Annotated in this window: 11 protein-coding genes and 1 pseudogene; 5 read left to right on the top strand and 7 right to left on the bottom strand. The window is 51.1% G+C overall.

What is annotated here, in order from left to right:
- Positions 1–247: 247 nt before the first annotated feature.
- The 4 genes from P40081_RS07355 to P40081_RS07340 are packed head-to-tail and all read right to left on the bottom strand — an operon-like array spanning position 248 to position 3251.
- Entirely contained in the window at positions 248–1129 is an 882-nt protein-coding gene (locus P40081_RS07355) for a transporter substrate-binding domain-containing protein (protein ID WP_042134465.1), read from the bottom strand.
- Between the two features lie 29 nt (positions 1130–1158).
- Positions 1159–1905, bottom strand: a complete 747-nt coding sequence (locus P40081_RS07350) for an amino acid ABC transporter ATP-binding protein (protein WP_042134463.1) — start codon at positions 1903–1905, stop codon at positions 1159–1161.
- Positions 1906–1927: 22 nt separating this feature from the next.
- Positions 1928–2605, bottom strand: a complete 678-nt coding sequence (locus P40081_RS07345; RefSeq protein WP_042134461.1) for an amino acid ABC transporter permease — start codon at positions 2603–2605, stop codon at positions 1928–1930.
- Positions 2586–3251: an amino acid ABC transporter permease gene (locus P40081_RS07340; RefSeq protein ID WP_039299936.1), complete on the bottom strand. Its 666-nt coding sequence runs from the start codon at positions 3249–3251 to the stop codon at positions 2586–2588. Before P40081_RS07340 ends, P40081_RS07345 begins: the two co-directional genes overlap by 20 nt.
- Positions 3252–3546: 295 nt before the next feature.
- On the opposite strand from P40081_RS07340, the gene P40081_RS07335 reads away from it, so the two are divergent.
- The 4 genes and pseudogenes from P40081_RS07335 to P40081_RS07320 all read left to right on the top strand — a co-directional run.
- Positions 3547–4062, top strand: coding sequence for a hypothetical protein (locus P40081_RS07335; RefSeq protein ID WP_042134459.1), 516 nt, complete (start codon positions 3547–3549; stop codon positions 4060–4062).
- A 24-nt stretch (positions 4063–4086) separates the two neighbouring features.
- A complete protein-coding gene (locus P40081_RS07330) occupies positions 4087–4482 on the top strand; it encodes a hypothetical protein (RefSeq protein WP_042134457.1) in 396 nt (131 codons plus the stop codon).
- Between the two features lie 60 nt (positions 4483–4542).
- On the top strand, positions 4543–5112 hold the full coding sequence (locus P40081_RS07325; protein ID WP_042140838.1) for a TetR-like C-terminal domain-containing protein: 570 nt from the start codon (positions 4543–4545) through the stop codon (positions 5110–5112).
- 182 nt (positions 5113–5294) lie between these two features.
- Positions 5295–6884, top strand: a pseudogene (locus P40081_RS07320) (oleate hydratase); the annotation flags it as partial.
- A 96-nt stretch (positions 6885–6980) separates the two neighbouring features.
- Here P40081_RS07320 and P40081_RS07315 read toward each other — a convergent pair.
- Positions 6981–7703 (bottom strand): DsbA family oxidoreductase, encoded by a 723-nt coding sequence (locus tag P40081_RS07315; protein ID WP_042134452.1) that lies wholly within the window; start codon positions 7701–7703, stop codon positions 6981–6983.
- Positions 7704–8219: 516 nt separating this feature from the next.
- The gene (locus P40081_RS07310) at positions 8220–9503 is read right to left on the bottom strand and encodes a glycosyltransferase family 4 protein (RefSeq protein ID WP_042134451.1); all 1284 of its coding nucleotides are present in this window, start codon (positions 9501–9503) and stop codon (positions 8220–8222) included.
- Positions 9504–9773: 270 nt separating this feature from the next.
- Between P40081_RS07310 and P40081_RS07305 the strand changes: the two genes are divergently transcribed.
- A complete protein-coding gene (locus P40081_RS07305; RefSeq protein ID WP_042134449.1) occupies positions 9774–10706 on the top strand; it encodes a glycosyltransferase family 2 protein in 933 nt (310 codons plus the stop codon).
- A 532-nt stretch (positions 10707–11238) separates the two neighbouring features.
- Here the strand turns inward: P40081_RS07305 and P40081_RS07300 are convergent.
- Positions 11239–12897: an SGNH/GDSL hydrolase family protein gene (locus P40081_RS07300; protein WP_231575400.1), complete on the bottom strand. Its 1659-nt coding sequence runs from the start codon at positions 12895–12897 to the stop codon at positions 11239–11241.
- Positions 12898–13046 lie beyond the last annotated feature (149 nt).

The following is a 13046-nucleotide window of genomic DNA, read 5'->3' as shown; positions in this document are numbered from 1 at the left end:
TCACCCGGCTATCCATCAATCAAAGTTGCAAAACGTACAACATTTATGTCTACAGTGTTTCTTGCACACTCTTTCGATTCACTATCATCCAATTTTAAACTTAGTATATAGGATTAGTCTGCTTAACTCTATTACCATCCTGTGAAATCCTCTTTCACCTAAAAAAGACACCCGCAAGGGTGCCTTTTCATGCTCACTATCTGATCTCGTACCAGTTCCTCAGACCTGACGCCATAGCGCGGCTAAATTACTCTACCTTACCGCCTTCAACTACCAGCTCGTCAGTATAGCCTTCTCCATAGACCTCATTCAATGTATCGCTATAGGCCTGATGAATGAATTGCTCTTTGCCGATGGTTTCAAGCTCTGTATTGATCCAGTTCAGCAGCTCCGTGTTGCCTTTGGCTACTGCCGGGGCAATCGTATCCTGTCCCCCAAACGCCGGGATGCTTACCGTGAAGCCGGGATTGGACTTCGCCCAGGCGATCAGCTCGGTGTTATCGTTGGCAATCGCTGCACCGCGTCCGTCTTTGAGTGCTGCAAAGATCTCTGTGTACTGGTCAAATTTCAGCAGCTCAATGTCCGGGTACTCTTTGGTGAAGTAAGTTTCTGCTGTAGTTCCTTTGGCAACAATAAGCTTCTGGCCTTTCTCCTTCAGCTGGTCAATCGAAGTAACCGGTGCACTGTCAGGGGATACGATCCCGAAGGACAGCTTCATATACGGATTGGCAAAATCCACTTTTTCTTTTCTTTCATCCGTTACGGTGAAGTTAGCCATAATGATATCTACTTTATTGGATTCCAGGTAAGCGACGCGGCTGGCCGCATCTACCAGAACGAATTCCGCCTTGGATTCATCCCCGAGCAGGTCCTTGGCGAATCTTTTGGCGATATAGACGTCGAAGCCCTGATTCTTGCCGTCAGCATCCACATATCCAAATGGCGGTTTATCCGCAAAAACACCAATCCGGACCTTGCCGTCCTTCTTCAGCTGTTCAATAGAAGCAAACTTGGATGATGCCGACCCTGCACTATTGTCCTTGTTATCCGAATTACCGCAAGCGGTTAAGCCCACCAGCAATAAACCCGCTGCTATAAGTGATCCTGCCAACTTCAATCCTTTTCTCATTCCTCTTCATCCCCTGTTTTCTATGATTTTTAATACTGAAATATATCCAGAAAGTGCTGTGCACGCTCTGTCGCTGGTTTGGTGAAAAATTGCTGCGGCTCCGCGATCTCACAAATGCTGCCCTGATCCATAAATACGATCCGGTCACCTACAGACTTGGCAAAGCCCATTTCATGGGTCACGATAATCATCGTCATGCCCTGTTCGGCAAGTCCCAGAATAACATCCAGCACTTCGCGCACCATTTCAGGATCAAGCGAAGCCGTTACTTCATCGAATAACATAATCTCGGGGTTCATACATAACGCCCGTACAATCGCAATCCGCTGCTTCTGTCCTCCGGACAGCTGCCGGGGATAAGCATCCTTGCGGTCCAGCAGCCCGACCCGGTCCAGCAGTTGCTCTGCCTGCTGCCGCGCTTCTTTCGGTTCTCTCTTTTGCACCTTGAGAGGTCCGAGCAGAATGTTGTCCAGCACCGTCATATGCGGGAACAGCTCATAATTCTGAAACACCATCCCGATGCGCTGCCTGACTTCACGCCAATTCACCTGGGGTCCGGCCAGATCCTGGCCATGGTAGCTGATTCTTCCGCCCTGCACGGGCTCCAGCCCGTTAAGACATCGCAGGAGCGTGCTTTTTCCGCAGCCGGACGGGCCGAGAATAACTGTTACTTCCCCTTTAACCACCTGCAGATCAATGCCGCTTAGAACCAGCCGTTCTCCGAAGCTTTTCTGCAATCCTTCTACCTCCAGCAACAGTTCGCCGGTATTTATCATGATTATCGTTCCTTCCTAACGGCTAATTCTGCCATCTGCGTTCCACTCTCCGGGAAATACGGGATAACGGGAAACATACGGCAAAGTACAGGATAAAGATGAAGCCATACACCCAAAACGAAGCGTTTGGCGCTTTGATGACCCCAAGCTCAATGATCTGCTGCCCGATCTTCACGACCTCTATCACTCCAATCAGCACAACGAGCGAGGTGGTCTTGATCATCCGTGTCGCCAGGTTAATTGCGCCAGGCACCATTCTGCGGATAGCCTGAGGGATAAGAACATACCGGTACAGCTGCCCCCGGCTGAGTCCCAGCGCTGCACCCGATTCCTCCTGATGCTTCGGCATGGACTGCAGCGCACCCCGCACAATGTCGCCAATCTCGGCCGCTCCCCACAGGCTGAACACCAGAATGGAAGTCGTCTCACCGCTAATGTCGATATTTAATAGAGGTGTGAAGCTGAAATGCACAACGTAGAGCCAGACCAGAATCGGTATGATCCGGAAGGCCTCCAGATACAAACGTAGCAATGCCTGCAGCGGCTTCACGTTCAGCGTCCGGAGCAGCCCCATCACTATGCCCAGCACCGTCCCGATCACAATGGAAACAAACGAAATTTCAATGGTGACCAGCAGACCGCCGAGCAGACGCTCGAAGTTCGAGCCTTCAAACAGTACCTCAATCCCCGAATTCTGCATATCTTACCTTCCTTTCCAGCCAGCTCAGCACAACCGACAGAGGAAGCACCAGAATGAGATAAGCGGCCACCAGCAGCAGCAGGGATTCCGCTGTTTTGTAATGCATGCCGATCAGATCCTTCGCCACATTCATCAGATCCATTAAGGCGATTGCTCCGACAATGGAGGTCTCCTTGAGCAGAAAAATCACATTCGCTCCCAGTGAAGGAATGCTGATGGCAAAAGCCTGCGGAAGAATAACATATCTGGCGAGCTGGGTCCGGGATAATCCGATACTAAGTCCCGACTCCACCTGTGTCCTGCTTACAGCTTCCATTCCGCCGCGGAAGGCCTCGGTCATATAACTGCCTCCCAGGAAGGTCAGCCCGACAATGGCACATGTGACCTCACTCATCCGAAGGCCAACCTTGGGCAAGCCATAGTATAGGAAGAACAGCTGTACCAGCAGCGGGGTATTCCTCGACAGCTCGATATAAGCTTGAATAATGAAGCTGATGCCCCTCACTTTGTAATACAGGATAACGCTGAATATCAGTCCCAGCACCAGCGAGAACAGAATGGCCCAGAAGGCCAGCTTCAAGGTCAGCCACATTGCGTCACCATACAGCGGCAGGCTCTCGGCGATAAACTCCCAATCCAAATTCATAACCATTCACAACCCTTTGTCTGTAAATAAAATCCCCCATGAATGCAGCTAAAACTAACTATTCAAATGTGAAAACCCCACTTTATAGGCGGCTTAAGACGCCTTTGGATTTTTGTGAGCAACGATGATTGCCCTATGTACAATTCTGCCAAACTATTTAAAATTCTTACAAAAACCTCACATACTGTGGTAATCATCTTATTCACATAATGCCTACTTGTCAACTATGTTTTCTTAATTTTCACTCTTTTCCGCGTCATGGTACAATACAGAGAAACGTTAGAAGGTGCCGCTCTTGTTCCATCCTACTGTATTTGACAATATTAAAATTGCTTTTGAGAACCAGATCTACGACTATGATAATCTGGATGGAATCCTTGTCGTGACGGACCGGTCGGATTTGCTGAACCTCGCGCTGATGTCACGGGAGTTCAGTCTCTCTTTCAAATTGACTGAAGGCAATAATGTAACCTCCGAAATTATGCTGCAATCTTCGGTGAAGGATCTGAGCGACGAAATTATGGAAACACCGGGGAGTGATCCCGGTTGCACTCTTCTATTACGCTTTTATATGGAGATTGACGATGTGAATGTGCAGTGTCCAGCGGCGGAGAAGATTCTGTCTACGATCTGGGGGCCGGATTTCCAGCCTGTCCAGTCCCTCAGCTTCCGCTACGGCCAGGAAGGCGATACGTACAATAACTGCATAGAACTGCAGTTCAAACGACAAATCACTGAAGAACAGATGGAAGATATTCCGAACCTTCTGAAGTTCCTGCTGCAAAGCGCCGGGGAACTGGAGGAGGTATAATTCTTAAGGCGGGGTGAACTGCATATGAATTTTCTGCCTCCTGCAAGGACGGGCCGCTGGCTCTGGTGGTATGTCAGTTATGCGCTGATTGTGTGGCTGCTGCTGATTCTGCACCGGTTCGTGCTGCTCGGCGAGGGCTTCGATCTTCTGATTTTACTTCGCTGGGCTGCTCTTTCTATCGTGCTCTCCGGTATTATTAACAGCTTCGGCTGGTATGGCGCCCGGCTGGTGTGGATATTCTCGACCGCAGGCGTTGTGCTCGGGATCAGCCTGATGTTCATTTACACTTCCCGCGATATGTCAGGCTGGGAGGATCTTGCGGGCTTTCTGTCTTTTCTCCTGTTCACGGCGGGTGGTTTCGTCCTTGGTTTGCTTGTGGAAGGCAGCCGGCTGCTTGTTCAATATTTGCGCAGACGCTGATGCCTTCTGCTGGCCGGACTCTACCCTTATACAGGATTACAAGAGGAGCTGATGACCCTGATGTCCAATTCCTTGCTGACCAAAAATGCGCTCGCCCGCTCCCTGAAAGAGCTGATGGCACATATTCCGCTGAACAAAATCTCCGTCAGGCATCTGGTCGACGACTGCGGAGTGAACCGGCAGACCTTTTATTATCATTTTCAGGATATCTTCGACCTCCTGGGCTGGATCTATAAGACTGAGGCGGTTGAGAGCATTGCCCAGTACCGCAGTTACAGCACGTGGACGGACGGATTTCACCGGATTTTCTGCTATATTGAGAGCAATAAAGCCTTCTGCTGCAACACGCTGGACTCACTGGGACGGACACATCTCGATGCCTACTTGTATGAAGTAACTAATGATCTGATCATGGGGGTCATTAACGAGCTGGCCGCCGGGATGGATATCAGGCTGGAGGATAAGCAATTTATCGCTAACTTCTACACGCTGGCCTTCACCGGGCTTGTGATTCAGTGGATGCGCGACGGTATGAAGGATCAGCCGAAGCATATGATTGAGAAGCTCAGCGTGCTGATCGAGGGAAATTTCCTCAAAGCGCTGCATAAATACGAACAGGCGATGCCGTAACCCTCCGGGTTGCGGCTTTTTTAATGAAATAATATGTTTTGGGGTTATTTTCCTGTCCAAAAACTATACACTTTGCTCCATATGACCAAATTTCATACACTCGCGGACTTTTGATGATACCTTCCACAGCGGCGCTATATTACACTCGGTTCAGGTACAGCAATCAAGCAAACCTATGGAGGCGACAATCAGTGAAAAAAGAGTACGGTAACGAGCAGGTGTATTTTGTCGGAGGCGGAATTGCATCACTTGCGGGTGCGGCATACCTCGTCAGAGACTGTGGTTTTCCCGGACAGAACATTCACATTATTGAAGAGATGAAGATCCTCGGCGGCAGCAATGACGGCTCAGGCAATGAGGAGCACGGCTATGTGATCCGGGGCGGCCGGATGCTGAACGACGAAACCTATGAGAACCTATGGGAACTTTTAAATACGATTCCATCCATCGATCAGCCGGGGCTGAGCCTGCGGGAAGAAATCACCCAGTTCGATGATGCCAATCCCACCCGCTCCAAGGCCCGCCTGGTCGACAGTAAGGGTGAGATTCAGGATGTCAATTCGATGGGCTTCGATATGGCTGACCGCCTGGCTCTCGGCAAGCTGATCATTACTCCGGAGGCCAAAATGGGCAAAGCACGGATCAATGACTGGTTCGGCCCGCATTTCTTCACCACCAACTTCTGGTATATGTGGGCGACTACCTTCGCCTTCCAGCCTTGGCATAGCGCGGTTGAACTGAAACGCTATATGATCCGCTTCATTCATGAATTCCCGAGAATTCAGACGCTCGAAGGCGTAACCCGCACCCCTTACAATCAATATGATTCGATTATTCTGCCGCTGCACCAGTATCTGGAACCGCTTGGCGTAGATTTCACGTTAAAATGTACGGTAACTGATCTGGAATTCAAAGAAGGCGACGGCATTACCGTTACGAAAATGAAGGTCTCCCGCCAAGGCGTGGAAGACGTGATCGAGATTAACGAAGGCGACCGTGTGATTATCACCAACGGTTCGATGACCGAAGGCTCCAGCCTCGGCTCGATGACCTCGGCGCCGCGTCTGAACGGCAAGGGCAGCTCCTGGAAGCTGTGGGAGAATATCGCCGCCAAGAAGCCGGGTCTCGGCAATCCTTCGTCTTTCGACGATCATGTGGACGAGTCCAAGTGGGAATCCTTCACGGTTACCTTCCAGGACTCGAAGTTCTTCGACCTGATGGAAGACTTCACGCGCAACCGGGCCGGCACCGGAGCACTCGTGACCTTCAAGGATTCCAGCTGGCTGATGTCCGTTGTATTGGCCTTCCAGCCGCATTTCCGCAACCAGCCGGAGCATGTCAAGGTATTCTGGGGTTACGGACTGTATCCGGACAAGGTCGGCGATTATGTTCACAAGAAAATGTGCGACTGTACCGGCGAAGAGATCATGCAGGAGCTGATTGGCCATCTCCATTTCGAGGCGCATAAGGAAGAGATTATGGCTACTGCCAATTGCATTCCTTGCATGATGCCGTACATTACGTCCCAGTTCATGCCAAGACTGAACAGCGACCGGCCGCAGGTTGTGCCTGAAGGCTCCACCAACTTGGCCTTTGTCGGCCAATATTGCGAAATCCCGGACGATGTGGTTTTCACGGAAGAATATTCCGTCCGTGCAGCCCGAATCGCTGTCTACACCCTGTTCGGCATTAACCGTCCGGTGGAGCCGATCAAGGAATACCAGCATGATGTGCGCACGCTGTTATCGAGCCTTGTGACTTCGTTCAGATAGTACGGTTATATGGCCCGGAATAGGCAAACGAAATACCCCGCTGCATGGAGAGAATCCATACAGCGGGGTATTTGTGTGCAGTCTGCCTAAGCGGAATCAGATGCTGCAGGAGCCATCATCACAGCCGTCAGCATCTTCTGCCTTGGACTGCGGCTTGCCGACTACCTGGAGCACAGGAGCATTCTGTTCTTCGGCCCATACGGTGTCCAGGACTTCGGTGAATACCGGACCCGGCTGCGCGCCGGACACCGCGTATTTGTTGTTGAAGACGAAGAACGGCACGCCGGTGATATTCAGCAGCCGGGCCGCATCAATATCTGCATTCACCTGATCAGCATAAGCGTCGCTCTCCAGCACCGCAGCCGTCTCAGCCTGATCGAGTCCGATCTCTGCGGCCAGCTCAGCCAGTACCTTGCGGTCACCGAGATTCAGCGAGTCGGTGAAATACGCGCGCAGCAGCCGTTCGGTCATTTGCGGGGCTTTACCCTTTGTAGCCGCGTAATGGCTTAAGCGGTGACCGTCGAACGTATTGGTCGACTGGACCGTATCGAAGTTGAACTCAAGACCCACACCCTGCGCCTGTTCGGCGAGCTGTGCGTTCGTAGCTTTAGCCTTGTCACGGGTCATGCCGTATTTGGCAGCCAGAATATCGTGAATATCTCTCGTTTCGTCGGTGCGCGCATTCGGATCCAGCTGGAAGCTGCGGAATACGACCTCCACCTTGTCACGGTCCGGGAACTGGCTCAGGGCGTGCTCCAGCCGTCTTTTGCCGATATAGCAGAACGGGCAGGCATAATCGGACCATATATCTATTCTCATGGGAATTCCTCCTGAAATGTATTGGATGCAACGCTGTACTACAATCGACGAGTCTTACATGTCACTTACTATTATATAGTTAAAAACCGAAAATTACAAACAAACTTTCTGCCGGGATACAGATGGCGTTGTTCCGGTGCTTATGGATCATTACATTGACTAATTGGTGATTAGACGGCAGGTGAATTCCATATCAAGTCCGCAGATGTATTTAGGGAGGCGTTCCATTGTTCAGAGAGGATTCCGGGGTGATCATCCGCAGATTGGATGCTTGCTTATAGCGGGTCTGTTTATATATGCGGCAGCTATCCCAAAATAATCGCCCCGTTCCGCAACAAGCTGCAGTATGCCTGTATAGCCTCTATCGGCCTCTATCCAGGTATACAGCAGCTATAGGCTTCTATGTAGTCGCAGAGCATCGGATCTGCAACGGGTTCGCCAATTAGAGGAGTGACCATCCGCCGTATTTCGGCAGCCGCGGCCTCAGTCACAACGGCACAACAATAAGACAGCGGTCTACAAGGGAGACGTTAACTCCGAAGCATACCCCTCACCGAAGAGCGGTACGGACGGATCAAGCCCCAAGCTCTCCTGAAGCAGATTGTAGAGTCTGGCTCCGATAATCTCTTCCGAATATTCGGAACGGACGATCTGTAGCGCTGCTGCCCCCATCTCCCGACACATATCAGGATTGCCGAGCAGCTGATCCAGGGATGCAGCTAGTTTAGCCGGGTCAAGCCCTTCAGCAAGCAGTCCGCTCTCCCCGTGGCGTACCAGACCTCTGACCCCCATCACATTAAAAGCAACGGTTGGAAGACCGCAGGCTCCCGCTTCCAGGATAACCAGCGGCAATCCTTCATAACGCGAAGGCAGCACAAACAGCTCAGAGACGCTGTAATAGCTGGCCAACATATCCTTGTTGCGAATTGTACCGAGCATGATGAAGCGGTCCTCCAGCCCCTTGGCCCGGATCAGATCCTTCAGACTCTGTTCATCCGGACCGCCGCCGGCAACCAATATTCTAAGGTCAGGGTGCTGCTTCAGCTGCTCCATGGCCTGCACCAGCAGCGAATGGCCCTTTTGATGTTCAAACAGCCGTCCAACGGTAATGATATATCTGCAGCCGGGGTCCAGCCCCAATGCGGCTATCGCCTCATCCTTATCCCGCCGGTAAAAGATCGCCGAATTCACGAAATTCGGCAGCAGCCGGATCCGCCCCTCCAGATGCGGAAAGTGGCGCACCATGCTGTTCTGCTCATCTTCGTTAAGCGTAGTCATGAATGCTGCCTTATGAAGCGTATGCTTCTTGATCGGCAGAATCCACTTATGGATGCTGCCCCCGTGGTAAGCGGCAATGATCGGGATGCTCAGCTTCTTCGCAGCGGCAGCCAGCCGCTCAAACCGTCCGGAAGCATATTCCTGGGCATAAATCAGGCTGACTCCGTCTCCCCGTAGAATATCACACAGGTCTCTCTGAATCGTGGATATATATTGTGATACGAATTTGCCGATCGGTGTCCGGTGGGACAAGGGAATGACGGAATACCATTTATACAGCATGCCCACCGGGATAAACTTAATCGTACAATCCACGATTCCGTGCTGATAGGTGCGGACCTCACTCCCAATCCTGGTGAAATTGTAGATGGTCGTGCGGATCCCCTTGGTTTGCAGAAGACGCGCATAGTCGAAAGAAAAATCGTTATGATACGAATGTACATATTCCTCTTCACTGAGACCCAGACCCTTTACGAAGAAATCTTCAAAGTAATTGGTATGCATAAAGATCCCGACATGCATAACGTCCCCTCCTAAAAGTTTTGTTAGCTTTGCTTCTTCAGATGATACTTCGTACAAAACCTGCTTCGAAAGCATCCGCTTAGGTTTTGAAAGCATATACATTCTGAAATTAATTCTATTATAAGCGCAACTGTACTAAATAAAAGTAAACCAAAGTGGTATATACGGCCTACAAAAGGGGGAGTAAAATTAGATCAACACGTACTTTCGGTGCATTGTAATCTAAAAATAAAGCGGACAGTCTAGGACGTCCCGGGAGGAGTCAGCGGTATGCATGATCTGTCTATAGTAATTCCTACACGCAACCGGATCAGCGATCTGACCCTGTGCATTGAATCCATCGGCAGGCAGACAGAGCTGGAGGATGTTTCAATTGAATTGCTGATTGTGGATGACGGCGAGATTGAGGAGAAAGTGCTGGAGTATTTCCGCAAGGTACTGGGGCGTATGCCTCAAGCCGAGCTGCGCTATTACCGCAAAACCAAACCCGGCGTCTGGCTCTCCCGCTATGAAGCCCTGGGGCTTATCGACGGTGAGATTCTGCTCAGCTTCGATGACGATGCCGAGCTGGATGATCCGCTCTACATCCGCCGGATGCTGGACACCTACGCTTCGGACCCGTCCATTGCCGGAGTTGGCGGCATCGCCAAGGGCCTCTCCAGCAGCAAGTCCGGCAAACTGCTCGGCAGGCTGACCTGCCAGATGTCGGCTTCACCCGGCAGGCTGTCGGCAAGCACACTGGCAGGCTCCCTGCTGCTGTGGGGGGAGACCGAGAATATTTTCGAGACGGATTTCTTCCATGGCTGCAATATGTCCTTCCGGACGTCTGCGCTGCAGGATATGAAGCCTTACCCCTGGATGACCAGCTACGCGGTGGCTGACGATATCTATATGTGCCATCTGGCCAGCAGATACGGCAAGCTTGTCATCAACCCGGAGATGAAGATTATGCATCATGAATCTCCCAGCTCCCGCGATAAGGCAGGCCGGGTGGCCCGGGCTACTGCAGTGAATCATTATTATTTGCTTAATCTGCGCAAGGCACCGGTGAAGAATTATGCCGCATTGCTGTGGACACTGACCTATTTAACCGGCAAAGCTACCCTCAAGCGGAATTTCAATGCCGTCTCGGGCTATGCCAGCGGAATTCTCTTCGTACTGAACCCCCGCAAGGATAAATACAGGGAATTTATGCTGGACTAGCAGCGCCAGATTCAACCTATATAGATTGAACTTGTATTTTTTCTATTATGGGATTGCCGTGACTCCAGAGAATGTTTAACCCTCCGGCCGCTGCCCGTCTGCCGATTTCTTGAATTTAACCCGCTGTTCGCGTTGGAAATCCGCAGACAAAGGCGGACGCTGTCGCTCCTACAGTTCCAAAATTCTCCTCCGCCACTACTGAAGGTTTGCGGTGACCGGATTACAGTGATCGGATTACGGTATCCGATATGCTTAATTGTACTTTGTACAACTAAATCATCTGTTTACCAACCCATTATCCGTTTAGTTGTATTTCGTGCAATTAAAATGCCGGTTGTAGAGGGTTCTGTCCGATTCGGGCGGATTTAGTTGTACAGACTGCAGTTATAAGACGGAAACAACCCTTTTCGCAGGTTTTAATTGTACATAATACAACTATCACTGAATTTCCACTTGGACTGAATACATAAGTTGCTGCATTGTTTGAATGAACTCACTTCTTCAGTCCTGTTGTGTGCCAGTTCTTAAACCATCACACTGTATAACCGAAGCCCAGTATCGTAAAGCATTTGTCCTTATCTTCCTTCGCCATGCGGATCTCAATGACATGCTGCTGACTCTGCTCATTCTGGTACAGAATGACCGGATTGCAGTGCGTCCAGCTGTTCACATGCGGATCAGCAGTCAGCACAAGGCTGCCATCGACGAAGATATCTGCTCTGCCAAACTCAGGGCTGCCCGAATCCTTGTATACGAGGATCAGATTGCTGCTGGTGAGGGTCATCCTGAAGCTATCCTCACCGGATGCTGCCGTATGCAGCCAGTTATGCGGAAATTCCGGGGTGCCGAAGGGATCGGCATCCAGCTCTACCCGCTGCAAATCCGTGTCGGTCGCCCCGAAACCGCCAGCTTCCACTCCGATATCACTGAGACCAGTCAGGCTCTTGCGGTCAAGCAGCCGTATATTCGCGTAATCATTTCCGAGAACCGGCCGTTTAGCGGTTGTAATATCCTCTTCGTCCCGGAGCGACCGGCAGGTCTCGGAGAATAAATAACCCAGACAGTCTGCCATTACCCGGTGTCCGTCATTAGCAGGATGATAAATATCGTAGAAAAATTGCCGTTTCGATATGACGTTCCCCTCAGTCTTGCTCAGACGGAATTGTCCGGTTACCGCATCTTTGATGCTGACCATCGGGAGGTTATAGTGCCTGCCCACAGGAGCGAGCCGTTCCTGAAGGTTCCAGTCATTCACAAACACACTGAACAGCAGAATCACGGCGGGCCGGGCCGGGTCAGACAGGATTTTTAGACAAAGGCTCTCGAAGCAATTGCCCTTCGTTTCATCACCCTCGTCATTCACTGCAAATTCCACCACCACGATATCCGGCGTTACCGCACCCTCCCGCAGAATATCTCTTTCATAACGGATTACTCCAAGCTCAGAAGGCGTCCCGCCTACTCCGGCTTTCACATAATGGATATTCTCTCCACCGTCCTTACCGAACAGCTCCTTGAACTGCAAATAAGACTGGTAGGCATAACATCCGGTGTGGGTCGGCTTAGCCCCTGCACCCTGGGTGATGGATCCTCCAATATAAGCAATGGTGACATCCTCACCCTTAATTGCCTTGTCTATTGCTGTTCTGAGCCGGTAATTATTGCCCGAATGCAGCAGAGACTTAGCAATCATTGCGCGGTATTCCAGTGAACCGAAGTCAACCGGAGCTTCCATTGTAGCTTCTGGCGCAGTATAGCCATCATTCAAATAGAAAATAATACTCGCCGTTGCCAGCTCTCCTTCACGGCCAAATTCAAAAGCGAATTTGCCGGGACTTACATCGTCCCCGGACCACATGACCTCCTCCAGCTTCAGCAATACCTCCGTCCCGTCCCCCGGACAGGGGACACGCAGCTGCGTTCCTGTCTCATACTTGCTGCTTCTGCCCCAGTTCTGCATAAGAAAGGAGACCGTTCCCCCTTCACTGCCGGTACCGGTCTTCACGGACACCCCGATGCTATGCACCAGTTCACGGAACCCCGCCCAGGTTGTCAGAAGCGCCAGCATCCCCTCATCCGTAATCCCGCCTATGTATCTTGCCTTATCCGTCAGATAATTGCCTTCCAGATACACTTCCTGGGATGGACTGCCCTCCGCTCTGGCTGTCGCCTCGATCGCTGTTTCGAACATGACGAAGAAGCCGCTTCTTCTCTCCTCCGGATCTTTGGGGGCCGCCGGACCTTCCAATCTGCCGCCGGTAAAATCAATGTTATTGCCCTTCACTTGGATCAGCTCGCTTTCCGGTATATATGAAGACGCTCTCATTATAGACGGGAGGC

The organism is Paenibacillus sp. FSL P4-0081, from assembly GCF_000758565.1.
Classification (GTDB): domain Bacteria; phylum Bacillota; class Bacilli; order Paenibacillales; family Paenibacillaceae; genus Paenibacillus_AQ; species Paenibacillus_AQ phytohabitans.
This window is presented reverse-complemented; position numbering and strand designations above follow the sequence as displayed.